The sequence below is a fragment of the Pseudomonas flavescens genome, assembly GCF_013408425.1.
In the GTDB taxonomy this organism is placed as follows: domain Bacteria; phylum Pseudomonadota; class Gammaproteobacteria; order Pseudomonadales; family Pseudomonadaceae; genus Aquipseudomonas; species Aquipseudomonas fulva_A.
The window spans coordinates 3721459-3748435 of the sequence record NZ_JACBYV010000001.1; the positions used below are offsets into that span (position 1 = coordinate 3721459).

The following is a 26977-nucleotide window of genomic DNA, read 5'->3' on the forward strand; positions in this document are numbered from 1 at the left end:
CGATCACAATAAATGAGAACACTTATCAGTTAAAGTGCCGATCACGCGCATTTACGCCCGATCGCACGCGCAACCTCCCCCCGAGCGGCGGAATATGCCGGCCATTCATCCATGGAGATGCCTGCATCATGCGCCTGACGCCCTTGAGCTTTGCCATTCTGTGCTCCAGCGGTCTGCCGGCCCTGGCCCACGCCGCCGTCGACCTGCCTGGCCTGCAAGTCACGGCGAGCAAACGCGAGACCAGCCTGGCGGAGACCGACATGGCCTTGTCCGTCGCCGAACAGGAGGACCTGCAACGCGCCAACATCGGCAATAGCAAGGAACTGAATCGAGTCTTCCCCGAACTGTTCCTGAGCCAAAGTGGCCTGAGCCTGTTCCCCAATCTGAGCCTGCGCGGGATCTCGTCCGCCGACGCCTACAGCGCACCGGTGGCGTTCTACGTCGATGGCGTGCCCTATGTGCTCGGCGCCTTCAACCAGCAGTTGCTCGACATCGAACGCATCGAATTGCTCAAAGGCCCTCAAGGCACCCTGTACGGGCGCAACGCCCACGCCGGCGCCTTGAGTATCGTCACCCGCCGCCCGGAAAACGCTGCGCAGTTGAAGGTGGGTAGCCGCGTCAGCAATCTCAATCGCGAGGTCAGCGCCAGCGTCAGTGGCGCTCTGGTCGAAGACCGCCTACTCGCCGAGGCCGCCGTCTTTCACAATGATCTGCAAGGCGAGCTCAAGGGCAGCCCGCAGCACGGTGACGGCGACAACGGCGGTGGTCGCGTTGGCCTCACCCTGCTACCCAATGATGACCTGAGCGTCCGACTGGTCTACGCCCGTGATCGCCTGACATCCCACGAAGAGCGTTACCTGCCTTTCCACGGCTATGCCAGCCGAGCGGTCAACCCCGGGTGGCGCGAATCGTCTTTCACCCGCCGCGTGGAAACCAGCAGCGCGGTCATCGACTGGTCACTCGGCGATGCCTGGAAACTCACCTCCACCAGCGCCCTGCAGAGCTACCGTCACGAGCGCCTGCTCGGTGATTTCGGCCTCTACCACCCGGAACGCCAGCGCACCCTCAGCCAGGAGTTGCGCCTCACCACCCAGGGCGAACAGCGTACCTGGGACGCCAACCTCGGCCTGTACTGGCAGGACAGCAAGACCCACTCGCAACGCCGCACGGCACCTGGCGGCCCCTACGACTCCTTGCTGGGCCTGGCCGACAGCCGTATCGACAGCACCGAGAAGGCCGTTTTCGGTGAGCTCACCTGGCACATCGACGAACGCTGGGATCTGACCCTGGGCGCCCGCCACAGCCGCGAGGAGGCCAGCACCCGCTTCGTCCAGCAGGATGGCCTGATGGTGCCGGGCTTCGCCTACCGCGGGCAGGACCGCTTCAACGCCACCACGCCGAAGATCGTCCTGGGCTTCCAGGCAAGCGATGACCTGCGCATCTACGCACTGGCCAGCGAGGGCTACAAGCCCGGTGGTTTCAACCGCATCGGCAGCAGCAGTGCCGACGCCGTGGCCTACGACCCCGAGCGCTCGTTGAACCTGGAGGCTGGGTTCAAGGCCAGCCTGCTCGAGCGTCGCCTGTTCGCCAATGCCTCGCTTTACTGGATGCGCATCGAGGACGTGCAGCAGTACATCGGCATGGTCGGCATTCAGAACCTGCAGAACATGGGCGACGCCCGCAGTGAAGGCGCCGAACTGTCGCTGGACTGGCTACCGGACGAGGATACCCGCCTGCACCTGGCTGGCACCATCAACCGTAGCCGTCTGGTGGATGCCGACGTCCGCCAGGGCAATCGCCTGGCTCTGGCGCCACGCGGCACCCTGCGCCTGTCGGCGGAACGCAGCCTGCGCTGGGACGGCCTGCTCGGCGAGCTGCGCCCGAGTGTGGGTCTATCGTATGTTGGCCAGCATTACTTCGACGCCGACAACCAGTTGGCCCAGGGCGGCTACACCCTGTTCGATGCGCGCCTGACCTGGCAGCCGGCAGCGAGTTACCAAGTGGCCCTGTACGGCAACAACCTGACGGCCAAGGACTACCGCAGCTACGCCTACCTCTCGGGCGCAGATGCATTTGCCCAGGCCGGACCCGGGCGTGAGCTGGGTGTCGACCTGAGCCTGCGTTTCTGACCATGGCCCTGTCAGCCTCTCGCCGCATTCACGTGCTGCTGCTCGGCCAGTACACCAGCCTCGGACTGCTCGGTGGCTTCAGCCTGCAGCTGTTACCTGCCTACCTGCGCCGCGAGGGCGTCGGACTGGACAGCATCGGCCTCGTGGCCCTGGTGTTTCTGCCCCACGCACTGAAGCTGCTGTGGGCTCCGCAGGTAGACCGCTGGTGCCGCGAGCAGCGGCGTACCTGCCTGCTGCTGTGCTACGGCAGCCTGCTGGCCTGCATCTTCGCGCTGGCCAGCATCGACCCGGTGCAGCAGTTGCCTCTGGCGCTCGGCCTGCTGGGGCTGGCAGCGCTGTGCGCCGCCAGTGGCGATATCGCCAGCGACGGCCTTGCCGTAGCGGCCTTGCCAGAGCAAGCCTACCCGACCCTCAATCGGCTGCAGATCGGCGGCAGCTACCTCGGCTACCTGCTTGCCGGGTTACTGGCCGCTCCCCTGCTCGATCGCCATGGCTGGCACGCCGGGACCCTCGTGCTCGGCGCCCTGCTCGCCCTGTGCCTGTTACCACTGCTGAGCCTGCCCCTGCCCCGCGTCGATACTGGCTCGGCTCTGGCAAGACCCAGCCTGCGCCATGCCTGGCGTTCGGTGATGCGTCGGCGTGCCGGGCTGGTGCTGCTAGCGCAATGCGGACCGCGGCTGATGCTGGGCATGGCGTCCGCCTACTGGATAGACAGGGGCCTGAGCCTGACCCAGGCCGGCGCTCTGGAAGCCTGGTGCATAGGCATGGGCCTGCTCGGTAGCCTGGCGGCACCGGCGCTGCTGCAGCGCTTCGGCAATCGCCACAGCTGGTGCGCCGGCCTGTTGGTCCTGCTCGGCGTGAGCCTCTGGCTGCTGGCCGGGGAGCGCTGGGAACAGATCGGTGCAGCCCAGTTGGTGGTCGCCTTCAGCCTGGCCAATCTGGCCACCGGGCTGATCTTCGTCGCGCTCTACAGTCGCATGATGCAGTGGGCCGACCCCGGGCAACCGGGTACCGACGTCACCCTGCTGCAGTGCACCGATGCCTGGATCGGGCTGCTCGCCGGCCTGGGCGGCGCCTGGCTGGCCCACTGGGTCGGCTTCGACGGGCGCTTCCTGATTACCGCCGCATTGCTGCTGGCGGGACTGATCGGCATCCATCGCCTGCTCGACGAGCAGCCGCGCCCCACTACCCACTCGACACAGGAAACCCTTGGTTCATGAGCGCTCCCATTCTCGTTCTTGGCGCCGGCATCGCCGGTCTGGCCACAGCCTGGTGGCTCAAACAGCGCGGCTTCACCCCGGTCATCGTGGAGAAGGCTGCACAGTTGCGTCATGACGGCTTCGTTCTCAGCCTGGGTGGCACCGGCTACAGCATCGCCGAGCGCATGGACATCGTCGACAAGTTGCGTGGGCACAGCGTCAATCTGGGTCGCACGCTGTTCCGTGACAGCCAGAACCGCGACGTGCTGCTGGTCGACCATAGCCGACACCTGCGCAACCTCAACCTCCTGCCCGTTTGTCGCGACGATCTGGTGCAGGTGCTGCACGATGCCCTCGACGGCCAGGTGGAGATACGTTTCGGCCTTTGCCTGCAGGCTTATGAAGAAGACGCCGAAGGCGTCGATGTGAGCTTCGATGATGGCAGCGAGCAACGCTTCGCCTTCGTGGTGGGTGCAGAGGGCTGCTTTTCCGACCTGCGCCGACGCGCCTTCGCCGACGACGAAAGCTGCCTGCGCTCTCTGGGCTACAACGCCGCATCGTTCATCGTGGACGGTGACATGGCGGCCGGGGGGGAACGCCACCTATCGTTTTCCGAGCCAGGCTATGTGGTCGAGTGTTACAGCATGCGCCCCGGGCTGCTGGCTACCTTGTGGCTATGGCACAGCCAGGATAGCAGCCGCATCCCGGCGCAACGACGCAAGGCCGTGCTGCGCGAGACCTTCTCTCAGGCCAGTCCTGCAGTACTCGACCTGCTCGCCCCCCTGCCGGACGATCAGGGCTTCTATCTCGATCACCTGATGCAAGTGCATTTGCCGCAATGGCATCAAGGGCGTCTGGTGCTGGTCGGGGATGCCGCCCATTGCCTGACCCTGGCCTCGGGCCGCGGCGCCAGCATGGCCCTCACCGGGGCCTGGCTGCTGGCAGATGAACTGAGCAAGAGCTTCGACTGCGCGGCATTGGCCCGTTACGACGCCACCTTGCGTCCGGATATCGATGAATTGCAGGCGCTGGCTCCGCGCATGGCGGGTTGGTACGCGCCACTGACGCGGCGCGCCTGGCACCTGCGCAACTGGACCATGCGCCTGATGCCTGCCTCTCTCACTGCCTGGCTACTGCGCCGCACCTTCGAGCGGCTCAAACGCACGCCACTGGCACAGCGGGTCGATGCCGCGCCGAATCAGCTCAGACACTGACCGACAGCGTGGAACCAATGGCAACCGAGATGGCGACACCGCCGCCGCCCATATCGCCGGCAGCCTTTTCCACATCGGCGAGCTGCTTGTCGATATCGCCGAGCAGCTTCCTGCTTTCCTCATCCGGCTCGGCACTGAGCTGCGCCTTGACCATGGCCAGCAATTGCTTGAGCTGGCGAGCGACCTTTTTCAGTTCTTCGGCATCGGCACGGCGCTGCTGGTCGTCTCGGCCACGTTGGGCGCGCTCCGTGGTGGTTTGTGGCTGCTCGTCGCCGTCGGCCTCTGCATCGCCCTCCTCGGTAGACGCTTCTTGCGCCGCTGCAGCAGTCACCACTGCGGCCTCGGGGTCGGCTTCGACCTCCGACGGCACCTCGCTGATCGCTTCCACTGCCGTGGCCGTTTCGGTTGCCTGAGCGCCTTCGACATTCACGCCAGACGCCGGAGCGGCGCCGGCATTCGCATTCACGGTGGTGGAACTGCCGGAGGGCTCCTTGAGCACCGCGGCCGCCTGCCCCAGTTCCTGAGCCAGTTGCTTGATCTGCCGCAACGCGCCTTTCGCCGCGGCAGGGCCGAGGGCGATGACCAGTTGCTTGAGCATCTCGATACGTTTCTTGATGTCTTCGAGGCGCTGGCGGGCTGCTTCCTTGCGAGACTCCTGCTGGTTGGCCTGCATGGAGCGCAGCTTGGCCGATGCTTCACGCATGGTTTTCATGCGCTTTTGCGCGTAGTCGCTGAGGGTCAGGGTGACCGACGGCTGCTGCTTGTCGGGCTCGCTGGCAACGGTCGAGGGAGCTGCAGCCGCCTCACCCGAGGCACGAGCCGGGGTCGTTCTGACAGGCCCTGTGGTGGCGGGCGTGATAGTCGACATGCTACGTCCTGTGCCTGGCGAATGTGTCAGGGTATCGGCTGATGGCAGGCAAACTTGAACCTGGTGGCTCGCCCCGGGGCTGTCGGTCATGACGCCGAAAAACGAAAAGCCCCGGCGTTGCGGCCGGGGCTTCTCATGAAAACGGTGGCGTATCGAGCGCCAGCGGCAAGTCAGTACTTGCTGCGGAAATCGCGCAACTCGTCTTCTGCCTTTTCCTTGGTCCAGCCGTAGCGTTCCTGCAACTTGCCAGCCAGGTATTCGCTATGGCCTTCGGCGACATCCACGTCGTCGTTGGTCAGCTTGCCCCAGCGGGTCTTGATGTCACCGCTGAGCTGCTTCCACTTACCTTTGATAATGTCGGAATTCATGATTCAACTCTCCTCTGTACAGGGAAGAAAGCAGGCTCATCGAGCCTGCCCGGAAACATGATCAGTCGGCAGTTTTCAGGCCGTCAGCCGAAACAGCTTGAACGCCTTTGATTTCCTTGGCTTTGGCGACAGCGAGGTCACGCTCGGCTTCGGTAGCCACGACACCGGACAGGGCAACTACACCCTTGTTGGTTTCGACTTTGATGTCCAGAGCGCTGAGACCGTCGTCAGCCAGGAAGGTCGACTTCACTTTGCTGGTGATCCAGGTATCGGAAACCGCTTCTTCGGCCTTGTCCATGGTGTTAGCAGCCAGCATGGTCGGCTGGGTGCTGCTGTAGGTGTCGGCGAAAGCGGTACCCGCCACGGACAAGCTCAGGGCGGTCGCAGTGATAGCGGCAAAAGCGAACTTATTGATTGGCTGTTTCATGGGTAACACTCCTGATTATTCGAGTTGGCCACATCCAACTACCGGCTGTGGCTGCCCAATACCTATCGCAAGCGCTGTGCCACTTTTTTTAAAAAAAATAATCCTTTAAAAACAATAACTTAATAGACAAACAGAATTGCATTTTCCGTGCAAACTGCATGTTCCAGCGAAACCACTCAGGCAGATTGCACGAAATTTCAAATCGCCATTACACCTGCCGGGTCACCCCGAGCGACAGCCACAAAAAAACCGGTCGATTGACCGGCTTTCCGATTCGAGCACGAGATCGTGTCTATTTGACGACCTTGAGGCTTGGTCGACCGCTCGGCCGCGGCGGCTCGTCGTCAGGTGGCCCCTGCTCGTCCTGCACATCCTCGACCTCGGCCTGCGTAACTGGCGGCTCCAGATCGAAGACCATGCCCTGGCCATTCTCTCGCGCATAGATCGCCAGCACAGCAGGTGCCGGTACGAACAGGCTGTGCGCGACACCACCGAAGCGGCCTTCGAAGCTGACCGCGTCGTTTTTCATGGCCAGCTCACGCACGGCGGTGGGCGATACATTGAGCACGATCTGCCCGTCGCTGACGAAGCCTGGCGGAACCTTCACGCCTGGATATTCGGCATTGACCAGCAGATGGGGCGTGCAATCGTTGTCGACGATCCACTCGTAAAGCGCGCGAATCAGATAAGGACGACTGGAGTTCATCAAACCTCCTGGGCTTGAACACGCCACCTACGGCGCGCAAGGAAAATGGGTCAGCGCATGTCTCGTTCCACGGCGGACAGACTCTGGCGAAAACTCTCGCGAGCGAACTGCCGGTCCATGTAATCGAGCAGCGGTTTGGCCGGCCTTGGCAGTTCGATCCCCAGCACCGGCAGGCGCCAGAGGATCGGCAACAGGCAGCAGTCTACCAAGCTCAGCTCGTCGCTGAGAAAAAATGGCTTTTCGGCGAACAGCGCGGAAACCCCGGTCAGGCTCTCGCGCAATTCCTTGCGCGCCTGGACACGGGCGGCCTCCTTGCTGCGTGGGTCGAGAATCAGGTCGACCAGCGAACACCAGTCGCGCTGAATACGGTGCATCAGCAGGCGCGTGTTGCCACGGGCTACCGGGTAAACCGGCATCAGCGGAGGGTGGGGATAACGCTCCTCCAGATACTCCATGATCACCGTCGGCTCATACAGCGCCAGATCACGATCGACCAGCGTCGGCAGGCTCGCGTAAGGATTGGCCTCCAGCAACTTGGTCGGAGAGCGGCCCTGCTCGACGCTGATGATCTCCGCGACGACGCTCTTTTCGGCGAGCACGATGCGTACGCGGTGGGAATAGTGGTCGGCCGGGTCGGAATAACAGGCCAACCTATTGGTCGCAGCCAAGGCGATCCTCCAGATTTCTCGAGCACAAAAAAACCTGCGCGCCCCCAGTGGAAACGCGCAGGTCGGCCATGATACCGGATGCGTTTAGCAGCCGTTGGAAAACGTAAGCGAAGACAAGGCTGTACGTCGTTCAGCTGCGGTCAGTGCACATCCTTCCAGTACTCGCGCTTGAGCAGATAGGCGAACACGAAGAAGAAAGCCAGGTACAGCAATACGTAGGTGCCGATGCGTTGCAGGTGCAGCTTGTTCGGGTCCGCCGAGTAGGCGAGGAAGGTCACCAGGTTACGTACCTTGTCATCGAACGCCTGCGGGCTGAGCATGCCGCTGTTCGGCTCGAGCACCAGTTGATCGCAGGCTTCGTGGGTGAGCGGCGTGCCGGTCAGCGGGTCGTACTGCTTCTTGCCGTCGTCAACCACCTGCACCTGCTTGCAGCCCATGTACTGACGACCTTGCAGGCCGCCCAGCACGTTGGGCATGCCGACGTTGGGGAATACCAGGTTGTTGGCGCCCAAGGGCCGCGCCGGATCGTCGTAGAAGGTACGCAGGTAGGTGTACAGCCAGTCGTTGCCACGCACCCGGGCGACCAGGGTCAGGTCGGGCGGCGCGGCGCCGAACCAGCGCTTGGCGTCTTCGGGCTTCATGCCGATGTTCATGTGATCGCCGATCTTGGCATCGGTGAACACCAGATTGTCCATCATCTGCTCCGCGGACACGCCAATGTCCTCGGCGACCCGCTCGTAGCGCTGGAACTTGGCACTGTGGCAGCCCATGCAATAGTTGGCGAACGTACGCGCGCCATCCTGCAGCGCCGCCTTGTCGGTCAGGTCGATGTCGGCCTTGTCGAGCGTCACGCCATGACCACCGGCTGCCAGGGCCAGAGCAGGCAGCAATACGACTAAACATGCAGCAAATAGCTTTCTCATCAGCCTGTCACCCTTTCAGGAACCGGTTTGGTCTTTTCCATCCTGGTGTAGAAGGGCATCAGGATGAAGTACGCGAAGTACAGGAAGGTGCACACCTGCGACAGCAACGTACGGCCCGGAGTCGGCGGCAGAACACCCAGCACGCCGAGGATGACGAAGGACACGCAGAACACCAGCAGCCAGAGCTTGCTCAGCCAGCCCTTGTAGCGCATCGAGCGGACCGGGCTGCGATCCAGCCAGGGCAGCACGAACAACACGGCAATGGCGGCGCCCATGGCGATCACCCCCATGAGCTTGTCGGGGATTGCCCGCAAGATCGCGTAGAAGGGCGTGAAGTACCAGACCGGCGCGATGTGTTCGGGGGTCTTGAACGGGTTGGCCTGTTCGAAGTTGGGTTTCTCGAGGAAGTAGCCGCCCATTTCCGGGAAGAAGAACACCACGAAACAGAACACGAAGAGGAACACCACCACGCCGACGATATCCTTCACCGTGTAGTACGGATGGAAGGGAATGCCGTCGAGTGGAATGCCGTTCTCGTCCTTGTGCTTCTTGATGTCGATGCCATCCGGGTTGTTCGAGCCGACCTCGTGCAGCGCCAGGATGTGCAGCACCACCAGGCCGAGAATGACGATCGGCAGGGCCACCACATGCAGGGCGAAGAAACGGTTCAGGGTGATGCCGGAGATCAGGTAGTCGCCACGGATCCACTCGGTCAGCGCATCGCCGATGAACGGAATGGCACCGAACAGCGAGATGATCACCTGGGCGCCCCAGTAGGACATCTGCCCCCAGGGCAGCAGGTAGCCCATGAAGGCTTCGGCCATCAGCATCAGGTAGATCAGCATGCCGAAGATCCACACCAGCTCCCGGGGCTTCTGGTACGAGCCGTAGAGCAGGCCGCGGAACATGTGCAGATAGACGACGATGAAGAACGCCGACGCGCCGGTGGAATGCATGTAGCGCAGGATCGCGCCGTGAGGCGTATCACCGGTGCGCACGTCACGCATCAGGCCCTCGACCGAGGCGAAGGCACCTTCGGCGGTGGGTGTGTAGCTCATGGTCAGCCACACGCCGGTGAGTAGCTGATTGACCAGCACCAGCAGGGCCAGGGAGCCGAAGAAGTACAGGAAGTTGAAGTTCTTCGGTGCGTAGTACTTGGCGAGGTGGTCGTTCCACATCTTGGTGGCGGGAAAGCGTGCGTCCACCCACTCCATGAATTTGCTCATCATGCTTGCTCCTGATCCACGCCGATGATGATCACGTCAGCCGACTCGTAGGTATGCGGCGGCACCGGCAGGTTCAGCGGCGCCGGCTGCGACTTGTAGACGCGTCCGGCGAGGTCGTAACGCGAACCGTGGCACGGGCAGAAATAGCCGCCGACCCAGTTCTCGCCGAGATCGGCAGGCGCCACTTCCGGCCGGAACGACGGTGCGCAGCCCAGGTGCGTGCACAGCCCGACCAGCAAGAGGATTTCCGGCTTGATCGAGCGCGTCTTCGGATCGACGTAGGAGGGCTGCACCGAGCTTTTCGAGTCCGCATCAGCCAACTGCCCCTCGATCTTGCCAAGGTTGCTCAGAATCTCCTCGGTGCGCCGCATGATGAACACCGGCTGCCCCCGCCACTCGGCGACCATCTGCTGTCCCGGCTCGATCTTGCCGACATTGACCCTGACCGGAGCACCCGCGGCCTTGGCCTTGGCGCTCGGGTACCACGACCCTACAAACGGAACTGCAGCCCCCACCGCTCCGGCAGCGCCAACCACTGACGTGGCTGCCACCAGAAAGCGACGCCGGCCCGCATTCACGCCGTCATTGCTCATTCAGTCGTCTCCCATCGGCTTTCCGGCCTGTTGTTCAGGCCTCTAATAAGTAAGTGTTGGTCGCGCGCAGATGCGGCCAGATGGTCATGAAAGCCCATCGAGAAGGGTCTTCCCGAAGGGCCGCAACACTTGCAGGGCGTGAGCTGTGACGCTGCGGTACAGGGCCACAATCGATTCGACGTTGGCCATGGACTTTAATCCATTCCCACAGCCCGACGGCCGAAGCAGGTCATTGCCCGTGGCGGCGATCAGCGGATTGGGTGGACAGAGGTCCCGGTATGCGTGCGTCCAGATCAGCCTGGCTGCAATCCGGCGCGAGATTCGCACAGGCCGCCAGGACGACTCATGACGCGCATCAACGAAGCGATGAGTAGGGGGTGAAGCGAGGCTGAGAGCAGAAATGAAAAACGCCCAGCTCCGTGAGGAGACTGGGCGTTTTCGAGTACAGCAGCGAATTAACGCTTGGAGTACTGAGGACGCTTACGCGCTTTACGCAGACCAACTTTCTTACGTTCTACTTCACGAGCATCGCGAGTCACGAAGCCTGCTTTACGCAGAGCCGGACGCAGAGTCTCGTCGTAGTCCATCAGAGCGCGGGTGATACCGTGACGGATCGCACCAGCTTGACCGCTCACACCGCCACCGATAACGGTAACGTAGATGTCGAATTTCTCGACCATCTCGGTCAGCTCCAGCGGCTGGCGAACTACCATGCGGGCAGTTTCACGACCGAAGAAGGTGTCCAGGGTGCGGTTGTTGATGGAGATCTTGCCAGTGCCCGGACGCAGGAAAACGCGTGCGGTTGCAGTCTTGCGACGGCCAGTGCCGTAATTTTGAGTCGCCGACATAATGAACTATTCCGTTAAATCTTCAGTTCTTGAGGCTGCTGAGCAGTATGAGGGTGAGCAGCGCCCGCATAGACTTTCAGCTTACGGTACATGTCGCGACCCAGCGGGTTTTTCGGCAGCATGCCTTTGACCGCGGTCTCGATCACGCGCTCAGGCGCCTTGGCGATCAGCTTGTCGAAGCTGATCGACTTGATGCCACCCGGGAAACCGGAGTGCGAGTAGTACATTTTGTCGGTGGTCTTGGCACCGGTCACACGAACCTGCTCGGCGTTGATGACGACGATGTAGTCGCCGGTGTCAACGTGAGGGGTGTACTCGGGCTTGTGCTTGCCACGCAGGCGGCTAGCGATTTCAGTAGCCAGACGACCCAGGGTCTGGCCAGCAGCGTCGATCACAAACCAGTCGCGCTTTACTGTTTCTGGTTTAGCGGTAAAAGTTTTCATTCTTTATAGCCTCAGGGGCCGCCCAGCAAAAATAGACGGCGGATCTTACTGAATAGTGCGTACTTTGACAAGTCAAAGGCAGCCGGATGCGGGCGCTATTCGGGGGCTCGGGTCAGCGCGTCCGCGTACGGCAAGATTCTTCGGCAGGCGGCGCATCACTTCCACCGCAGAAAGAGGAGGCGGATTATCCTGATTGCGAAAAAAATTTCAACCTGCTTGTATGAGTCTTTTGTCAGAGGACGCCCCAATGGAATACCGCCAGCTCGGCCGAACCGATCTCAATGTCAGCGCCCTGTGCCTTGGCACCATGACCTGGGGGGAGCAGAACGAAGCCTCCGAGGCATTCGCGCAGATCGATCGCGCCAAGGCCTACGGCATCAATTTCATCGATACCGCGGAGATGTACCCGGTCCCGCCACGCGCCGAGACCTACAGCAAGACCGAGCAGATCATCGGCGAGTACTTCAAGCAGCGCGGCGACCGCGCCGACTGGATCCTGGCCAGCAAGATAGCCGGCCCCGGCAACGGCATCACCCACATTCGTGACGGCCAGCTCAAGCATAACCGCCAGCATGTCGTGGCGGCGCTGGACGCCAGCCTCGAGCGCCTGCAGACCGACTGGATCGACCTCTACCAGTTGCACTGGCCGGAGCGCCCGACCAATTTCTTCGGCCAGCTCGGCTACACGCACCAGGACAGCGACTTCACGCCCATCGAGGAAATCCTCGATGCCCTGCATGAGCAGGTCAAGGCCGGCAAGATCCGCCATATCGGCCTGTCCAACGAAACGCCGTGGGGCACCATGAAGTTCCTGCAACTGGCGGAGAGCCGGGGCATGTCCCGTGTGGTATCCATCCAGAACCCCTACAACCTGCTCAACCGCAGCTTCGAGGTGGGCCTGGCGGAAGTGGCGATTCGCGAACAATGCGGGCTGCTGGCCTACTCGCCCCTGGCCTTCGGCATGCTGTCCGGCAAATACGAAAACGGCGCCCGCCCGGAGAACGCCCGCCTGAGCCTGTTCAGCCGCTTCGCGCGCTACAACGCACCGGAGACCGTGGCGGCCTGCTCGCGCTACGTGGCCCTGGCTCGCGAACACGGCCTGGATCCGGCGCAGATGGCCCTGGCGTTCGTCACCAGTCGCCCGTTCGTGACCAGCAACATCATCGGCGCCACCTCGCGGCAGCAACTGGAATCCAACCTGGCCAGCAGCGAGCTGAAGCTCAGCGATGCGGTGCTGGACGGTATCGAAGCGATCCACAAGGCCCAGCCGAACCCGGCGCCCTGACGGCGACCGTTCTTCCGGACCAGCGGCGGGCGGTTGCTCGTGGTGGGCGCAAGCGGATCGCCGCCCGGCCCAGGGGCATGAACCGAGGGCGGGGCTTCAGCCCACCAAAGCCATTCAACGCCGACGGTGGCTGGACGTGCAAAGCATGCGCTTCAGCGCTTCGGGCCGTGGGCTTTGTGGTGGTGGGCTGAAGCCCACCCTACAGCTAGAGCGCCCTACCCTGGGGCGGGCTTCAGCCCACCGAATCCGCGGCGCAGGCAACCTTGGCTAAAGAAGTTTCGGCCCCTTGGTATCGCGCCGCGATGCCAGGCGGTCGGCCAGCCGCGTCGGTTCCGGCAAGCGATAGCCCCTGCCCCAGTCGAGCACCAGCGCCACCGCGCTGTCCATACCGACCCGGTGGCCAGGCGAAACGATCAGCGGTCGCACTTTGCGCTTGCTGCGCAGCATCCAGGCGATCTGTCGCCCCTGACGGTCAAGCAATTCGACCTTGTCGCCCCGCTCTTCCCCCAATTCCCCATGCTGACCGGTAAGGATCTTCTTCGCCACGCCGATGGTCGGCCGGCCGCTGACCACCCCAAGATGCGCCGCGATACCCAGCCCCCGGGGGTGGGCGATGCCGTGGCCATCGACCACGATCAGATCCGGCTCCTGCGGCAACCCCGCCAGCGCCGTGATCAGTGCCGGTAGCTCGCGAAACGACAGCAGGCCCGGCACGTACGGCATGCTGGTGGGAATCCGCGCCACGCACTCGGCAAGTGGCTGCAGGGTCTCGGCATCCAGCAGTATCGCCGCAGCGCGAGTGATTTCACCGCCTTCCTCGAAGCCCACATCGACACCCGCCAGCAGCCGCAGCGGCGGATAGTCATCCTTCAGGTGAACCTGCTCGGCCAGTTGCTTCTGCAGGACTCTCGCAGCAGCCGGAGTGCCATCCCAGTCGGCGAATGGCGAGGCGGCAAGTTCGGAAAAGGCAATCATGGCGGTGGCTCCCAAGACGAAGATGACAAGACCAGACTGGACGCAGCCGGAATAAAAGAAGACGATTCAGCCACAGCCTGACGGCTTTACCATCAGCTGACCCAATTACTAGAACAAGAAAAACAGCCATGCCCAGCCAGCCATCCTCGCTCACTCGCGTGAGCATTCTCGCCACGCCCGGCGTATTCGCTTCGACCCTCATGCAAGCCAGAGATTTCTTTCATATGGCCGGCCTGCGCCATGGCAAGCAGCAGGGGCTCGGGCTGGTACCGACCTTCGAGGTTCGCCTGGTCAGCCCGGACGGTTTGCCGGTGCGCAGTTTCAGCGACGTGCAGCTACCGGTGGACGGCGCGCTCGACGACCAGTCGGAGCTGATCATCCTGCCGGCATTCTGGGACGATTACGACGCCCTGTGCAGCCGCTATCCGCACGTATTCGACTGGCTGCGCGAGCGCCATGCCGCAGGCGCCAGCCTGTGCGGGGAAGCCAATGGCGTGTTCTGGATGGCAGCCAGCGGGCTGCTCGACGGCAAGGAGGCGACCACCTGCTGGCGCTTCTTCAATGAGTTCACCACGCGTTTTCCGGCGGTGGCACTCAACCAGGACAAGCACCTCACCGACGCCGACAACCTCTACTGCGTCGCCGGTCCGACCTCGGCGTGCGATCTGTACATCTACCTGATCGAGCGCTTCTGCGGCACCAGCGTGGCGCAGAGCGTGGCCCGTGACATCCTCTACGAAGTACGCCGCAGCTACACCCCGGGGCGCATCGGCTTCGGCGGCCAGAAGCAGCATCAGGACCCGAAGATCCTGCAGATCCAGCAGTGGCTCGAGGATCACTTCGCGGAGCGCTTCCGCTTCGAGGACGTGGCCCGTGAGCATGGCATGAGCATCCGCAACTTCATGCGCCGCTTCCACGCCGCCACCGGCGACAAGCCACTGTACTACCTGCAGCGGCTGCGCATCGAAACGGCCAAGGGGCTGCTGTCGTCGTCACCGAAGAGCATCAAGACCGTCAGCTACGAGATCGGCTACGACGATGCCAGCTTCTTCGCCCGCCTGTTCCGCCAGCACACCGGCCTGTCGCCGAACCAGTATCGCCAGCAATTCCAGCAACAGGCCCAGCAGGTGCTCAGCGGCAATTGAAACGAAAAAGGCCGCAGGCCAAGCTTCCTATCAGGAAGCGGGACTACGGCCTCGGCACAGCCGATCAGGGCTTGTGCGGGCGCGACAGGAACTCGTGGGACTGCATTTCCAGCAGACGGCTGAGGGTGCGCTGGAATTCGAAGCTCAGGCGACCACCGGTGTACAGATCCTTGAGCTCCACTTCGGCGGAGATGATCAGTTTGACGTTACGGTCGTAGAACTCGTCCACCAGGTTGATGAAGCGGCGCGCCATGTCTTCCTTGGATACGCTCATCTGCTCGACGTTGGAGAGGATCACCGAATGGAAGATCTTGCCCAGCTCGATGTAATCGTTCTGGCTACGCGGGCCGTCGCACAGCTCGCGGAAGTCGAACCAGCCCACGTCACCACCGACACGGCGAGCGTTGATGGCGCGATTCTCGATCATCAGCGCTTCGTTTTCCTGAACGCTGGCCTTCTCGTGCAGCAGGCTCTTGAAGCTCTTCTCCAGGCTCTGCTCGGCAGCCTCGCCCAGCGGGAAGTGGAACAGCTCGGCCTGTTCCAACGCGCGCAGACGGTAATCGATACCGCTGTCGACGTTGACGATTTCGGTGTGCACCTTGAGCAGCTCGATGGCCGGCAGGAAGCGAGCACGCTGCAGGCCGTCCTTGTAGAGACCATCCGGCACGATGTTGGAGGTCGATACCAGGGTCACGCCGTTCTTGAACATCTCCTCGAGAAGGGTCGCCAGGATCATCGCGTCGGTGATGTCGGAAACGAAGAACTCATCGAAGCAGATCACTCGGAACTGCTCGGAGAAGCGCTTGCCGATCACGGTCAGCGGGTTCTTGACGTCCTTGAGGGTGCGCATCTCTTCGTGCACGCGCTTCATGAAGCGGTGGAAGTGAGTACGCTCCTTTTCCTTGAACGGCAGCGCGTCGAAGAAAGTGTCGACCAGGTAGGTCTTGCCGCGGCCGACGCCGCCCCAGAAATACAGGCCCTTGACCGGGGTAACGGTCTTCTTGCCGAACAGCTTGCCGAGCACGCCGGGCTTGCTGCGATCATCGGCGACCAGCTCGTCGTACAGACGCTGCAGGTGGCGCACGGCCTTTTCCTGAGCGGCATCGTGAAAGAAGTCCGGACGTTTGAGGTCGGCCTGGTAGCGTTCGAGCGGAGTCATAGTGCGTGAACCGGGCAAATGAAGCGGGGGCGACACTTTAACGACGCCCCCGGGGATTGGCAAATTGGCCCTATCGGCAGCGGGGCCATGGTCTCAGACCGCCCAGCTGCCGATAGGTGTCAGGCTTCTTCCGGCGCCAGTGCTTCGCGCAAACGGACGACAGCGGCTTCGGTTGCAGCCGCATCGGCGAATGCAGGACTTTCACCGGCCAACTGCTCATCCAGCCACACCCCGAAGGCATTGCCCTGCACGCGGATATCCAGCGGCTCGCCGGCCTGCAGGCGCTTGCTCACCTGCCCCGCCGCCTTGCCATCGGCGAAGGATGGCGACAGCAGCAGTTGCTCGCCATCGGCATCCAGCAGGCGGAAACGGAAGCTGCCATCTTCTTCGCGGAAGCTGACGAAGCGGGCGCGCTTGGCGGCCTTCTTCTTCACGGCGTCCGTGCTGGCCGCCTGGCTGCGGAACGAGCGCAGGCCGACCGCCTCGCGCAGCTCACCGAGGAACGGCGTGGCGATACGCCGGGCCTTGGCGGCGCCAGCCAGCAGAATGTCTTCGAGATCGGCAGGGCGGGCGATCAGCGTGTGATAGCGCTCGCGCGCCTCGCCCAACTCGGCCTCCAGCAACTCATAAAGCGCCTGCTTGGCTTCCCCCCAGGCCAGGCCGCCGAGCAGCGCGGCGCGGAAATCGGCCTGCTGGGTCGGTGCGGCGAAGGCCTGGTAGAGGGTGAACAGGTGCGAATTGTCCGGGTCCTTCGCCTCGCCGGGCAGCTTGGAGTCGGTAACGATGCGCGCCACGGCATCCTTCAACTGCTTGGAGCTGGAGAACAGTGGAATGGTGTTGTCGTAGCTCTTCGACATCTTGCGGCCGTCCAGGCCCGGCAGGGTAGCCACATCTTCTTCGATCACCGCCTCGGGCAGCTTGAACAGATCCTTGCCCTGGCCGAACAGGTGATTGAAGCGCTGACCGATATCACGGGCCATTTCCACGTGCTGGATCTGGTCGCGACCGACCGGCACCTTCAGGGCATTGAACAGCAGAATGTCCGCTGCCATCAGCACCGGGTAGCTGAACAGGCCCATGGTCACGCCGGCATCCGGGTCTTCACCCTGCTCGACGTTCTTGTCGACCGAGGCCTTGTAGGCGTGCGCACGGTTGAGCAGGCCCTTGCCGGCCACGCAGGTCAGCAGCCAGCACAGCTCGGTGATTTCCGGAATATCGGACTGGCGGTAGAAGGTCGCCCTGTCGGTATCCAGGCCCAACGCCAGCCAGGTGGCCGCGATTTCCAGGCGCGAACGCTGGATGCGCGACGGGTCATCGCACTTGATCAGCGCGTGGTAGTCGGCGAGGAAGTAGAAGGAGTCCGCGTCGGGGCTGCGACTGGCGACGATGGCCGGGCGAATTGCCCCTGCGTAGTTGCCCAGGTGCGGCGTGCCAGTGGTGGTGATGCCGGTAAGAATACGAGTGGTCATGACGATCGCTTAAACAGGAGGTAGGCGGCTGACGGATGCGTCCTCAGAGGCGAGGCAGCAGCAGGTCTTTCAGATCGGTCAGTTTGCCGTGGAAGAAGTGCCCGCATTCTGCCACTTTCAGCAGCTCGTGGGCACGCCCGAGGTTGGCCGACCAGTCGTACACGAGCTGCGGCTCGAGCACTTCGTCGGCATCCGGCTGGATCACCACCATCGGGCAGCGCTCGGCAGGCGAGTTGTCGCCGCTCAGGCGCATTACAGCCGGGGCGATCATGAACAGCTTCGCAGGCTCGATGCCCTGCTGCTCCAGACGGCCGCCAAGGCTGGCGGCGACGAAACCGCCGAAGGAAAATCCCAGCAGGGTCAGTGGCAACTCGGGATAGCGCTCGCGCAGCCAGTGGGCGGCGGCTTCGGCGTCATCGACCTCACCACTGCCCATGTCATGGCTACCTGCACTGGCACCCACACCGCGGTAGTTGAAACGCAGGGTGTGATAGCCGGCATCACGAGCCGTGCGCTGCAGGGTCGACACCACCTTGTTGAGCATGGTGCCGCCCTGCACCGGATTGGGGTGGCAGATCAGCGCGACGCCACGCGCCTCTTCCACCTGCAGAGAAAGGGCCTCAAGCTGGCCGCTCGGGCCATCGATCATTACGGGGGTTTCGCGGATGAGCAACAGTGAACTCCGTGACCTCGAACAGGGTCGACTCGTCTAGCATTTAACCTGCTCGCACCAGCACTTAGCGGTGTACAGCGCAGGTTCCAGCCGTTAACGTAAAGCAAAGCCGTTTAGAGAGGAAGGACTCGTGGAACAGACGCTCACCGCCTGGTTGCTACCGGCACTTACCCTGGTCGCTGGCATCGCCATCGGTTTCCTGATCGCACGCCTTGCGCCCAATGCAGCGCCTAGCCGCACCCAGCGCCAGCTGGACGACATGCAGGAACGTTTCGAGGCCTACCAGAGCGAAGTGGTCACCCACTTCAACACCACCGCAAATCTGGTCAAGAAACTGACCCAGAGCTATCACGACGTTCAGGAGCACCTGTCCCACGGCGCCGATCGCCTGGCCCTCGACGAAGTGACGCGCCAGCGCCTGCTCGCCACCCTGCACGCAGAGCCGAGCAGCAGCGACAAGCGCGAACGCCTGACGCCGCCGCGCGACATGGAAATCCCCAAGGACTACGCCCCCAAGAGTGCCGACGTTCCCGGCATGCTCGACGAGGGCTACGGCCTGAAAAATCGTCACTGATGGCGTGACGCGAGCAATCCAAACCCCGCCGCATGGCGGGGTTTTGCTTTACGATTCCGAATCGAGCTGAACAGGGAAGCGATTCGATGGCAGCAAACGGTTCACACCACCCTACCCGCCAGGCGCTGATGGATGCAGCCCGTCAACTGCTGGACAGCGGCCGCGCCTTCAGCAGCCTCAGCCTGCGCGAAGTGACACGTGTCGCCGGTATCGTACCGACCGGCTTCTACCGGCACTTCAAGGACATGGACGCCCTGGGCCTCGCCCTGGTGGCCGAAGTCGGCGAAACCTTTCGCATCACCCTGCGTCAGGTACGGCGCAACGAATTCGAGCTGGGCGGCATCATCGACGCCTCGGTGCAGATCTTTCTCAGCGCCGTGGAGCAGAACCGTGGCCAGTTCCTGTTTCTTGCCCGCGAGCAGTTCGGCGGCTCGCTGCCCGTGCGCCTGGCACTGGCCACCTTCCGTGAAGACATCGCCGCCGACCTGGCCAGCGATCTGAGCCTGATGCCCAAGCTGCAGCACCTCGACGAGCCTGCCCGCAGCATGCTGGCGGATCTGGTGGTGAAAACCGTGTTCGCCACCCTGCCGGAACTGATCGATGCGCAGTCCTCTTCTCTGCCCCTGCACAAGCGCCCGCAGACCAAGATGATCGAGCAATTGCGCTTCATCCTGATCGGCGCCAAACGCTGGCGCGGGCTGGGCCTCAACGACTCCGCAGAAGACTGAACCGGTACCTGCCGCGATTGGCTGAAAAAACATCAGCCTGCGGCAGGCCTGACAGCCAGTGGGCTGCATCAGGCTACTCCCACTTTATCCACAGCTTGCTCCACAGCTGGCGTGGATAACCATCTATTCATCGCTCGATGGCTTTATTCAACCCACTGAAATCTTTGAAGTATTTCTTGACTTCGGCGGGCCTTCGTTCAGTTTTCTCAAGCCACCTCGCAACTGATCATATAATGACCACCCACCTACAGGACACGTATTCCGGGGCCTGCAGACAGGCATGCTCATCTTATCCACAGCCCTGCCCACAGTAGTCGTGGACAATCTGGCGCAGGCCTCATAACCCTCCACAACCCACTGTTTTGATTGAATAAATCGCCTGATCAAAAAAAGCGCTAAACGCCACAACCCAGGTACGGGCTGCTCTACGCGCAGTTGTTCACACCTTCGAAACAGGCTTATCAACAGGCTTTGTGTGTAAGTCTGCGACAGGGATATCTTTTACACAGATGCAAAAAGGCCGCTGACGAAGCAGCGGCCCTTGCCGTGACCCGGATGCCTAGTCGACCAGGGTCAGCGCCCCCTTCATCAGCGCCGCGTGGCCTGGGAACGAGCAGAAGAACTGGTAGCTTTGCGCGGCGTCCAGCTTGCTGACGTCGAAGGTCACCGAATCGGACTCGCCACCGCCGATCAGTTTGGTATGCGCGATCACCCGCTCGTCGCCTTCCTTCAGGTAACCCTTCTCGACACCGGCAGCGATTGCATCGGTGCTGACGGCCTGAACGTCAGCGGTTTTCGCCACTACCAGGTTGTGCCCCATTATGTGCTTGGGCAGATTGCCGACGTGCTTGAGCTCGATGGTGAAGGTCTTGCAGCTCTTGCTTACCTCGATCGCCTTGGTATCGAAGGTCATCTGGTCGGTGGAGTGCACTTCCACCGAACACTCGGCAGCCAACAACGGAGCACTGGCGAGAACCAGCACGGAGGCGACGACAAACTTGCGAATCATGGGAGTCTCCTAGGCAGTGAATAAGTGCAGCGTGCCCTATCGCGCCGCGCTTGCCCATGACCTGAGGCAACAGACCGCAGCGTCATCCGTAAAACCTATCGACACGATCCAGACAAACATGCGGCCAGAACACCAGTGCAGGCTTACTCTGGGACCCTGTTCGAGAGGAGACACGCCATGACCCTGATGGATAGCCTGCAACAGTGGTTCGCCGTTTATGCACAGGGCGCCACGGGTACCTGAGCGACGAGTGAGATCGCGTTGCGGGAGAAATCGTATCGCCGGCAAGCCGGCTCCTACGGGACCGAGGTTAGTCTCGGTGCGTGGGGGCCGCTTGCGGGGGATAGTGGTGGCGGCCAGCACTGCGGCGCGGGAGAAATCGAATCGCCGGCGAGCCGGCTCCTACGGGACCGTGGTCAGTCTCGATGCGTGGGGGGCCACTTGCGGGGGATAGTGGTGGCGGCCAGCATCGTGTCGCGGGAGAAATCGCATCGCCGGCGAGCCGGCTCCTACGGGACCGTGGTCAGTCTCGATGCGTGGGGGGCCGCTTGCGGGGGATAGTGGTGGCGGCCAGCACTGCGGCGCGGGAGAAATCGAATCGCCGGCGAGCCGGCTCCTACGGGACCGTGGTTAGTCTCGGTGCGTGGGGGCCGCTTGCGGGCGATGGTGGTGCCGGCCAGCATCGTGTCGCGGGAGCAATCGCATCGCCGGCGAGCCGGCTCCTACGGGATCGTGGTCAGTCTCGGTGCGTGGGGCCGTTTGCGGGCGATAGTGGTGGCGGCCAGCATCGTGTCGCGGGAGCAATCGCATCGCCGGCGAGCCGGCTCCTACGGGACCGTGGTCAGTCTCGGTGCGTGGGGCCGTTTGCGGGCGATAGTGGTGGCGGCCAGCATCGTGTCGCGGGAGAAATCGTATCGCCGGCGAGCCGGCTCCTACGGGACCGAGGTCAGTCTCGATACGTAGGAGCCCGCTTGCGGGCGATAAAGGTGCAGGCGTTAGTGCCCGCCCAGGTAGGCGTTGCGCACTTCCTGGTTGCCGAGCAGTTCCTGCCCCGTGCCGGTCATGCGGATTTCGCCGGTGACCATCACGTAGGCGCGGTCGCTGAGGCGCAAGGCGTGGTTGGCGTTCTGTTCGACCAGGAAGATGGTCATGCCGGTCTGCGCCAGCTCGCGCAGGGTGGCGAAGATCTGCTTGACCACGATGGGCGCCAGGCCCAGCGACGGCTCGTCGAGCAGCAGCAGCTTGGGTCGGCTCATCAGCGCCCGGGCGATGGCCAGCATCTGCTGCTCGCCACCGGACATGGTCATCGCCCGCTGATTACGCCGCTCCTTGAGCCGCGGGAACAGCTCGAACATCCGCTGCATGTCCTCGGCTGCATGCTTGGTGCCGATGGGGATGGTGCCCATCAGCAGGTTCTCCTCCACGCTCATGTCGGGAAACACCCGGCGCCCTTCCGGGGACTGGGCGATTCCGTTGGAGGCCACGAAGTGAGTGCTCTTGCGGGTGATGTCTTCTCCCTGATAGAGAATCTGCCCGCCACTGGCCCGCGGCTGGCCGAAGATCGACATCAGCAGCGTCGACTTGCCCGCACCGTTGGCACCGATCAGGCTCACCGTCTCGCCTGGATCGATGTGCAGGTTGACCTTCTTCAGCGCCTGGATCTGCCCGTAATGCACGTCGACGTCCTTGAACGCCAGAATCGGAGCCACGTTGATATCGGTCATGCCACCTCCTCCTCGTCCGCGCCGAGGTAGGCGGCGATCACTTTCGGGTCGTTCTTGATGGCGTCCGGGCCGCCTTGGGCGATGACCAGCCCATGGTCGAGCACGATGATGTGGTCGGAAATGCTCATCACCATGCCCATGTCGTGCTCGATCAGCAGCACGGTCAGACCATGTTCATCACGCAGCAGGCGGATGATCTTGCTCAGCGCGTGAGTTTCCGACGGGTTGAGGCCGGCGGCCGGTTCATCCAGGCAGATCAGCTCGGGGCCGGTGCACATGGCCCGTGCGATTTCCAGGCGACGCTGCTGGCCGTAGGAGAGCTCGCCGGCCAGGTGATTGGCGTGCTCGACCAGGTTCACCACCTCCAGCCAGTAGAACGCCGTGTCCAGCAGCTTGCTTTCGCTGCGCCGGTAGCCGGGGGTGTTGAGGATGCCAGCGATCAGGCTGCGCTGGGCGAGCATGTGCTGGGCCACCAGCAGGTTCTCCAGCACGGTCATTTCCTTGAACAGGCGAATGTTCTGGAAGGTCCGTGCCAGGCCGGCGCGGTTGACCAGGTGGGTGCCGCCGAACATCTTGTACCAGAGCCGGGAACCGAACTGCCGAGGCTTGATGAAATCGTCCGCGGCGAAGGGCTCGCCGAGGATGCGGATCACGTCGGTCTGCTTGCTCTGCGCATTGAGCAGGATCTTGCCGCCAGTGGCCGAATAGAAGCCGGTCAGGCAGTTGAACACCGTGGTCTTGCCGGCGCCATTGGGGCCGATCAACGCCGAGATCGAGTTGCGTTTGATGGAGAAGTTGACGTCGTTGAGCGCCTTGATACCACCGAAATGCATCATCAGGCTGTCGACCGAGAGGATGTTGTCGCTCATGGCGCGACTCCTTTACGCGGGGCGATGCCGATGCGGTTGATGCGGATCAGCCCGCGTGGCCGCCAGATCATCATCACCACCATGAGAATGCCGAACAGCAGCACCCGGTAGTCGGCGAAGCTGCGCAGCAGTTCCGGGGTGATGGTCAGCACGAAGGCGGCGATCACCACGCCCACCGTCGAACCCATGCCACCGAGCACCACGATGGCGAGAATCAGCGCCGACTCGAAGAAGGTGAACGAGGTCGGGTTGACGAAGCCCTGATAGGTGGCGAAGAACACACCGGCGATACCGGCGGTGGATGCCCCCAGGGTGAAGGCCGAGAGCTTGACCAGCACGTGGTTCAGGCCCATGGAGCGGCAGGCGATCTCATCCTCGCGCAGCGCTTCCCAGGCGCGACCGACCGGCATGCGCGTGAGGCGGTGCTTGACGTACAGCACCAGCAGCACGACCAGCACCAGCACCGCATAGATGAACAGGAACTTCATGTTGGGGTTGTAGGCCACGCCAAAGAACTCGTGGTACGGCACGCCACCGTCCTTGGCACGACGGGCGAATTCCAGACCGAAGAAGGTCGGTGCCGGCGCGCTCATGCCGTTGGGGCCACCGGTGAGTTCCAGCCAGTTGGTCAGCACCAGGCGGATGATTTCGCCAAAGCCCAGCGTGACGATGGCCAGATAGTCGCCGTGCATGCGCAGCACCGGAAAGCCCAGTATCGTCCCGGCGAAGGCAGCCATCAGCGCCGCCAGCGGCAACATGCTCCAGAAGCCCAGGCCGAGGTATTCATAGCCCATGGTCAGGCCGTAGGCACCGATGGCGTAGAAGCCGACGAAGCCCAGATCGAGCAGCCCGGCGAGGCCGACCACGATGTTCAGGCCCAGGCCGAGCAACACGTAGATCAGGCCGAGGATGATCACCGTCAACAGGTACTTGTTGGCGAAGAACGGGAAGATGATCGCCAGCACGATCAGCGCCGGGATGATCCAGCGCATCCGCGACACGTAGCCCGGTGGCTGCACGCCGACGCCACCGCCGGAGCGCTCGAAGCCCTCCAGCACCGTGCGACCCTTGCCTGTCTGCAGGAACAGGCTGAGCAGCAGGCGGCCGACCATCACCGCACCGACCATCCACGCCACGCGGTCGATCCGCATGTTGAAGTCATACCCCTGCAGCACCACGCCGACCACGGGGCCAAACACGATGAGCGCGATCAGGCCAGCCATCAGGCTGTCGACCAGGCTCTTTTTCACATCGATAGAAGAAGTCGTACTCACGGCTTACACCTTGGTTACCTGAGGACGGCCCAGCAGGCCCTGGGGACGGAAGATCAGGATCAGCACCAGCAGCGAGAAACTGAACACGTCCTTGTAATCGGAATTCACCATGCCGGAGAACTGCGCCTCGGCCACGCCGAGAATCAGCCCGCCGAGCATCGCACCGGGCAACGAACCGATGCCGCCGAGCACCGCTGCGGTGAAGGCCTTGATGCCGATGATGAAGCCGGCGTAGAAATCGAAGGTGCCGTAGTTGAGGGTGATCAGCACCCCGGCCAGCGCGCCCATGGAAGCGCCGATGACGAACACGTAGGAAATCACCCGGTCGGTGTTGATACCGAGGATCTGTGCCATCTTGCGGTCCTGCTGAGTGGCGCGGCACATGCGCCCCAGGCGGGTGTTCTGGATGATGAAGGTCAGCGCCAGCATGCCGATGATGGCCGCCGCGATGATGAACAGCTTGGTGTAGGTGATCATCACGTAACCGTCACCCACGTGCAGGCGCAGCGCGCCTTCGAGCATGGTCGGAATACCCTGCTGCCGCGCGCCCTGGCTGAGCTGCACGTAGTTCTGCAGGATCAGCGACATGCCGATGGCGCTGATCAGCGGCGCCAGCCGTGTGGAGTTGCGCAGGGGCTTGTAGGCGATCCGTTCGATGGCGAAGCCGTACACCCCGGTGACCACGATGGTGAAAACCAGCGTGCCGAGGATCACCAGCGGGAAGGAATGCACACCGAAGAAACCGAGTAGCGCGATGGCAATGGCCGCCAGGTAGGCGGAGACCATGTACACCTCGCCGTGGGCGAAGTTGATCATGCCGATGATGCCGTAAACCATGGTGTAGCCGATGGCGATCAGACCGTAGACCGAACCGAGGGTCAGGCCGTTGACCAGTTGCTGCAGGAAGATGCCGTCCATTGAAGAATCTCTGAGTCAGTGACGGAAAAAAGCGCGCAGCCGCCAGGCGACCGCAGCAGCCCCGGCAGGCCATGACCCACCGGGTTTGGAGTTGTGTTCACGGTCTTCGAGATAGACGTAGGGTGGATGACGCTCTTTTCATCCACCATTGCGATCGCAAGACGGTGGACGGGTGAAGCGACGTCCACCCTACGAAAGGCCGCTTTCGCTTTGCCTGGTTCTGCTATGCCGGCCGTGAACGGACTCTCTCTCAAAGCTGCTTGTATTTGCCGTCAGTGCCCCACTGATACATCACGTAGTCGGAGACCTTCAGATCGCCCTTCTCGTCGAATTCCTTCTTGCCCATCACTGTCTGCACCGGGTTGGCCTTCAACCAGGCAGCGGCTTCGGCGCCATCGGTGCCCTTGATACCGGCGAAGGCCGCGGCGACCACCTGCATGGAGGCGTAGGAGTACAGCGTGTACCCTTCCGGCTCGTAGCCATTGCCACGGAATTTCTCGATCACTGCCTTGCCATCCGGGATCAGACGCGGATCGGCGCCAAAGGTCATCAGCACGCCATCGACGTACTGCGGGCCGCCAGCGGTGCCAACCATCTCATCGGTCACGATGCCGTCGCCGGAGACGAACTTGGCGGTCACGCCCTGCTCGCGCATCTGCCGTACCAGCGGGCCTGCCTCGGCGTGCAGGCCACCGAAGTAAACGACCTCGGCACCGCTCGCACGGATCTTGGTGACCAGAGCGTTGAAGTCCTTCTCGCCGCGGGTCAGGCCTTCGTACATCACTTCCTTCACGCCACGCTTGTTGAGCTGCGCGCGGGTGGCGTCGGCCAGGCCCTGGCCGTAGGTGTCCTTGTCGTGCACCACGGCGACCTTCTTGGCCTTGAGCGTGTCGACGATGTAATCACCGGCGACGATCCCCTGCTGATCATCGCGGCCGCACATGCGGAACATCGCGGACAGGCCACGCTCGGTGACCTGTGGGTTGGTCGAAGCCGGGGTGATGGCGAGAATGCCCGCCTCGTCATACACCTCGGAAGCCGGCATGGTGGAGGACGAGCAGAAATGCCCGATCACCGCCACCACCTTGTCGGAGTCGACCATGCGGTTGGCAACGGACACGGCCTGCTTCGGCTCACACGCATCGTCGCCCTTGACCAGCTTGATCTGCTCGCCATTGATACCGCCCGCCGCGTTGATATCCGCCGCCGCCTGCTCGGCGCCACGCCACAACTGATCACCGAAAGCCGCGTTGCCGCCGGTCATGGGAGCGCCCACGCCTATGACGATATCGGCATGCGCAATAGAGGAAAAACCCAGTGCGCCGGTAACCGCAAGCGCCAGGAAAGCTTTCTGAAAAGACTTGTGAGGCATGGACGTGCTCCTGAGGAGTTTTAGGATTGGCCATCCTGCAAGAGCAAGCCCTATGCCACTTCCACGTCCGACGGCCGAAGGTATAACTGAAATGCGTGCCGGGAATGCCCAACGGCATAAGCTTGGAGAGTCGTTCCAAGGAATGCGTCATTTTCGATTAAAAAGGCGCCACGATCGCCGCAGACCGCTAC

General features: G+C 62.6%; 27 protein-coding genes. 7 read left to right on the forward strand and 20 right to left on the reverse strand.

The genetic code is table 11. The annotated features are described in order from the left end of the window. Window positions 1-128: 128 nt before the first annotated feature. Genes FHR27_RS16605 through FHR27_RS16615 form a run of 3 tightly spaced genes read left to right on the forward strand, consistent with a single transcriptional unit; the run spans window position 129 to window position 4542 of the window. Window positions 129-2129 (forward strand): TonB-dependent receptor, encoded by a 2001-nt coding sequence (locus FHR27_RS16605; RefSeq protein ID WP_179539105.1) that lies wholly within the window; start codon window positions 129-131, stop codon window positions 2127-2129. Between the two features lie 2 nt (window positions 2130-2131). After that, entirely contained in the window at window positions 2132-3349 is a 1218-nt protein-coding gene (locus FHR27_RS16610; RefSeq protein ID WP_179539106.1) for an MFS transporter, read from the forward strand. After that, window positions 3346-4542 carry an FAD-dependent monooxygenase gene (locus FHR27_RS16615; protein ID WP_042556359.1) on the forward strand — a complete coding sequence of 399 codons (1197 nt, stop codon included), beginning with the start codon at window positions 3346-3348 and terminating at the stop codon, window positions 4540-4542. The genes FHR27_RS16610 and FHR27_RS16615 overlap by 4 nt, the downstream gene beginning before the upstream one ends. Here the strand turns inward: FHR27_RS16615 and FHR27_RS16620 are convergent. The 10 genes from FHR27_RS16620 to rplM all read right to left on the reverse strand — a co-directional run bounded on the left by FHR27_RS16620 (window position 4532) and on the right by rplM (window position 11612). Beyond that, window positions 4532-5410: a hypothetical protein gene (locus FHR27_RS16620; RefSeq protein WP_179539107.1), complete on the reverse strand. Its 879-nt coding sequence runs from the start codon at window positions 5408-5410 to the stop codon at window positions 4532-4534. The two genes, FHR27_RS16615 and FHR27_RS16620, sit on opposite strands and share 11 nt — an antisense overlap. A 170-nt stretch (window positions 5411-5580) precedes the next feature. Beyond that, the gene (locus FHR27_RS16625; RefSeq protein ID WP_042556357.1) at window positions 5581-5778 is read right to left on the reverse strand and encodes a CsbD family protein; all 198 of its coding nucleotides are present in this window, start codon (window positions 5776-5778) and stop codon (window positions 5581-5583) included. Between the two features lie 61 nt (window positions 5779-5839). After that, on the reverse strand, window positions 5840-6205 hold the full coding sequence (locus FHR27_RS16630; RefSeq protein WP_042556356.1) for a BON domain-containing protein: 366 nt from the start codon (window positions 6203-6205) through the stop codon (window positions 5840-5842). Window positions 6206-6497: 292 nt separating this feature from the next. Next, window positions 6498-6911: a ClpXP protease specificity-enhancing factor gene (locus FHR27_RS16635; protein ID WP_042556355.1), complete on the reverse strand. Its 414-nt coding sequence runs from the start codon at window positions 6909-6911 to the stop codon at window positions 6498-6500. 50 nt (window positions 6912-6961) lie between these two features. Continuing rightward, window positions 6962-7579: a glutathione S-transferase N-terminal domain-containing protein gene (locus FHR27_RS16640; protein ID WP_042556354.1), complete on the reverse strand. Its 618-nt coding sequence runs from the start codon at window positions 7577-7579 to the stop codon at window positions 6962-6964. A 140-nt stretch (window positions 7580-7719) separates the two neighbouring features. Beyond that, a complete protein-coding gene (locus tag FHR27_RS16645; protein WP_179539108.1) occupies window positions 7720-8502 on the reverse strand; it encodes a cytochrome c1 in 783 nt (260 codons plus the stop codon). Continuing rightward, complete coding sequence (locus FHR27_RS16650) at window positions 8502-9728, reverse strand: cytochrome b (RefSeq protein WP_042556352.1); 1227 nt, start codon at window positions 9726-9728, stop codon at window positions 8502-8504. Before FHR27_RS16650 ends, FHR27_RS16645 begins: the two co-directional genes overlap by 1 nt. Beyond that, entirely contained in the window at window positions 9728-10321 is a 594-nt protein-coding gene (petA, locus tag FHR27_RS16655) for a ubiquinol-cytochrome c reductase iron-sulfur subunit (protein ID WP_042556351.1), read from the reverse strand. The genes FHR27_RS16650 and petA overlap by 1 nt, the downstream gene beginning before the upstream one ends. A 455-nt stretch (window positions 10322-10776) precedes the next feature. Continuing rightward, window positions 10777-11169 (reverse strand): 30S ribosomal protein S9, encoded by a 393-nt coding sequence (rpsI, locus tag FHR27_RS16660; RefSeq protein ID WP_042556350.1) that lies wholly within the window; start codon window positions 11167-11169, stop codon window positions 10777-10779. 14 nt (window positions 11170-11183) lie between these two features. Continuing rightward, a complete protein-coding gene (gene rplM, locus FHR27_RS16665) occupies window positions 11184-11612 on the reverse strand; it encodes a 50S ribosomal protein L13 (protein WP_042556349.1) in 429 nt (142 codons plus the stop codon). A 247-nt stretch (window positions 11613-11859) separates the two neighbouring features. Between rplM and FHR27_RS16670 the strand changes: the two genes are divergently transcribed. Then, complete coding sequence (locus FHR27_RS16670; RefSeq protein ID WP_179539109.1) at window positions 11860-12897, forward strand: NADP(H)-dependent aldo-keto reductase; 1038 nt, start codon at window positions 11860-11862, stop codon at window positions 12895-12897. A gap of 267 nt (window positions 12898-13164) precedes the next feature. On the opposite strand, the gene nfi is transcribed toward FHR27_RS16670, so the two are convergent. Continuing rightward, window positions 13165-13872 (reverse strand): deoxyribonuclease V, encoded by a 708-nt coding sequence (nfi, locus tag FHR27_RS16675; RefSeq protein ID WP_179539110.1) that lies wholly within the window; start codon window positions 13870-13872, stop codon window positions 13165-13167. Window positions 13873-14000: 128 nt separating this feature from the next. On the opposite strand from nfi, the gene FHR27_RS16680 reads away from it, so the two are divergent. Beyond that, a complete protein-coding gene (locus FHR27_RS16680) occupies window positions 14001-15017 on the forward strand; it encodes a GlxA family transcriptional regulator (RefSeq protein WP_042556346.1) in 1017 nt (338 codons plus the stop codon). 64 nt (window positions 15018-15081) lie between these two features. On the opposite strand, the gene zapE is transcribed toward FHR27_RS16680, so the two are convergent. From zapE to FHR27_RS16695, 3 genes are all read right to left on the reverse strand, one after another. Then, complete coding sequence (zapE, locus tag FHR27_RS16685) at window positions 15082-16176, reverse strand: cell division protein ZapE (protein ID WP_042556345.1); 1095 nt, start codon at window positions 16174-16176, stop codon at window positions 15082-15084. Window positions 16177-16295: 119 nt separating this feature from the next. After that, the gene (locus FHR27_RS16690) at window positions 16296-17645 is read right to left on the reverse strand and encodes a tryptophan--tRNA ligase (RefSeq protein ID WP_042556344.1); all 1350 of its coding nucleotides are present in this window, start codon (window positions 17643-17645) and stop codon (window positions 16296-16298) included. A gap of 43 nt (window positions 17646-17688) precedes the next feature. Further along, window positions 17689-18318 carry an alpha/beta hydrolase gene (locus FHR27_RS16695; protein WP_179539111.1) on the reverse strand — a complete coding sequence of 210 codons (630 nt, stop codon included), beginning with the start codon at window positions 18316-18318 and terminating at the stop codon, window positions 17689-17691. Between the two features lie 130 nt (window positions 18319-18448). Here FHR27_RS16695 and FHR27_RS16700 point away from each other — a divergent pair, with 130 nt between their 5' ends. Both FHR27_RS16700 and FHR27_RS16705 read left to right on the forward strand, forming a co-directional pair. Further along, window positions 18449-18892 (forward strand): YhcB family protein, encoded by a 444-nt coding sequence (locus FHR27_RS16700; RefSeq protein WP_042556342.1) that lies wholly within the window; start codon window positions 18449-18451, stop codon window positions 18890-18892. 86 nt (window positions 18893-18978) lie between these two features. After that, a complete protein-coding gene (locus FHR27_RS16705) occupies window positions 18979-19620 on the forward strand; it encodes a TetR family transcriptional regulator (RefSeq protein WP_042556341.1) in 642 nt (213 codons plus the stop codon). Between the two features lie 559 nt (window positions 19621-20179). On the opposite strand, the gene azu is transcribed toward FHR27_RS16705, so the two are convergent. The 6 genes from azu to FHR27_RS16735 all read right to left on the reverse strand — a co-directional run bounded on the left by azu (window position 20180) and on the right by FHR27_RS16735 (window position 26786). Then, window positions 20180-20629, reverse strand: a complete 450-nt coding sequence (azu, locus tag FHR27_RS16710; RefSeq protein ID WP_179539112.1) for an azurin — start codon at window positions 20627-20629, stop codon at window positions 20180-20182. A gap of 995 nt (window positions 20630-21624) precedes the next feature. Beyond that, entirely contained in the window at window positions 21625-22353 is a 729-nt protein-coding gene (locus FHR27_RS16715; protein WP_042556338.1) for an ABC transporter ATP-binding protein, read from the reverse strand. Further along, the gene (locus FHR27_RS16720; RefSeq protein WP_042556337.1) at window positions 22350-23222 is read right to left on the reverse strand and encodes an ABC transporter ATP-binding protein; all 873 of its coding nucleotides are present in this window, start codon (window positions 23220-23222) and stop codon (window positions 22350-22352) included. Before FHR27_RS16720 ends, FHR27_RS16715 begins: the two co-directional genes overlap by 4 nt. Next, entirely contained in the window at window positions 23219-24496 is a 1278-nt protein-coding gene (livM, locus tag FHR27_RS16725; RefSeq protein WP_179539113.1) for a high-affinity branched-chain amino acid ABC transporter permease LivM, read from the reverse strand. The genes FHR27_RS16720 and livM overlap by 4 nt, the downstream gene beginning before the upstream one ends. A gap of 3 nt (window positions 24497-24499) precedes the next feature. Then, entirely contained in the window at window positions 24500-25414 is a 915-nt protein-coding gene (locus FHR27_RS16730) for an ABC transporter permease subunit (RefSeq protein ID WP_042556336.1), read from the reverse strand. A gap of 250 nt (window positions 25415-25664) precedes the next feature. After that, window positions 25665-26786, reverse strand: a complete 1122-nt coding sequence (locus FHR27_RS16735) for a branched-chain amino acid ABC transporter substrate-binding protein (protein WP_042556335.1) — start codon at window positions 26784-26786, stop codon at window positions 25665-25667. Window positions 26787-26977 lie beyond the last annotated feature (191 nt).

What these genes read in the sequence shown, in the direction of transcription:
- FHR27_RS16605 (WP_179539105.1), top strand. Translation starts at nt 129, where the DNA reads ATGCGCCTGACGCCCTTGAGCTTTGCCATTCTGTGCTCCAGCGGTCTG.
- FHR27_RS16610 (WP_179539106.1), top strand. Translation starts at nt 2,132, where the DNA reads ATGGCCCTGTCAGCCTCTCGCCGCATTCACGTGCTGCTGCTCGGCCAG.
- FHR27_RS16615 (WP_042556359.1), top strand. Translation starts at nt 3,346, where the DNA reads ATGAGCGCTCCCATTCTCGTTCTTGGCGCCGGCATCGCCGGTCTGGCC.
- FHR27_RS16620 (WP_179539107.1), bottom strand. Translation starts at nt 5,410, where the DNA reads ATGTCGACTATCACGCCCGCCACCACAGGGCCTGTCAGAACGACCCCG.
- FHR27_RS16625 (WP_042556357.1), bottom strand. Translation starts at nt 5,778, where the DNA reads ATGAATTCCGACATTATCAAAGGTAAGTGGAAGCAGCTCAGCGGTGAC.
- FHR27_RS16630 (WP_042556356.1), bottom strand. Translation starts at nt 6,205, where the DNA reads ATGAAACAGCCAATCAATAAGTTCGCTTTTGCCGCTATCACTGCGACC.
- FHR27_RS16635 (WP_042556355.1), bottom strand. Translation starts at nt 6,911, where the DNA reads ATGAACTCCAGTCGTCCTTATCTGATTCGCGCGCTTTACGAGTGGATC.
- FHR27_RS16645 (WP_179539108.1), bottom strand. Translation starts at nt 8,502, where the DNA reads ATGAGAAAGCTATTTGCTGCATGTTTAGTCGTATTGCTGCCTGCTCTG.
- FHR27_RS16650 (WP_042556352.1), bottom strand. Translation starts at nt 9,728, where the DNA reads ATGAGCAAATTCATGGAGTGGGTGGACGCACGCTTTCCCGCCACCAAG.
- petA (WP_042556351.1), bottom strand. Translation starts at nt 10,321, where the DNA reads ATGAGCAATGACGGCGTGAATGCGGGCCGGCGTCGCTTTCTGGTGGCA.
- rpsI (WP_042556350.1), bottom strand. Translation starts at nt 11,169, where the DNA reads ATGTCGGCGACTCAAAATTACGGCACTGGCCGTCGCAAGACTGCAACC.
- rplM (WP_042556349.1), bottom strand. Translation starts at nt 11,612, where the DNA reads ATGAAAACTTTTACCGCTAAACCAGAAACAGTAAAGCGCGACTGGTTT.
- FHR27_RS16670 (WP_179539109.1), top strand. Translation starts at nt 11,860, where the DNA reads ATGGAATACCGCCAGCTCGGCCGAACCGATCTCAATGTCAGCGCCCTG.
- nfi (WP_179539110.1), bottom strand. Translation starts at nt 13,872, where the DNA reads ATGATTGCCTTTTCCGAACTTGCCGCCTCGCCATTCGCCGACTGGGAT.
- FHR27_RS16680 (WP_042556346.1), top strand. Translation starts at nt 14,001, where the DNA reads ATGCCCAGCCAGCCATCCTCGCTCACTCGCGTGAGCATTCTCGCCACG.
- zapE (WP_042556345.1), bottom strand. Translation starts at nt 16,176, where the DNA reads ATGACTCCGCTCGAACGCTACCAGGCCGACCTCAAACGTCCGGACTTC.
- FHR27_RS16690 (WP_042556344.1), bottom strand. Translation starts at nt 17,645, where the DNA reads ATGACCACTCGTATTCTTACCGGCATCACCACCACTGGCACGCCGCAC.
- FHR27_RS16705 (WP_042556341.1), top strand. Translation starts at nt 18,979, where the DNA reads ATGGCAGCAAACGGTTCACACCACCCTACCCGCCAGGCGCTGATGGAT.
- azu (WP_179539112.1), bottom strand. Translation starts at nt 20,629, where the DNA reads ATGATTCGCAAGTTTGTCGTCGCCTCCGTGCTGGTTCTCGCCAGTGCT.
- FHR27_RS16715 (WP_042556338.1), bottom strand. Translation starts at nt 22,353, where the DNA reads ATGACCGATATCAACGTGGCTCCGATTCTGGCGTTCAAGGACGTCGAC.
- FHR27_RS16720 (WP_042556337.1), bottom strand. Translation starts at nt 23,222, where the DNA reads ATGAGCGACAACATCCTCTCGGTCGACAGCCTGATGATGCATTTCGGT.
- FHR27_RS16730 (WP_042556336.1), bottom strand. Translation starts at nt 25,414, where the DNA reads ATGGACGGCATCTTCCTGCAGCAACTGGTCAACGGCCTGACCCTCGGT.
- FHR27_RS16735 (WP_042556335.1), bottom strand. Translation starts at nt 26,786, where the DNA reads ATGCCTCACAAGTCTTTTCAGAAAGCTTTCCTGGCGCTTGCGGTTACC.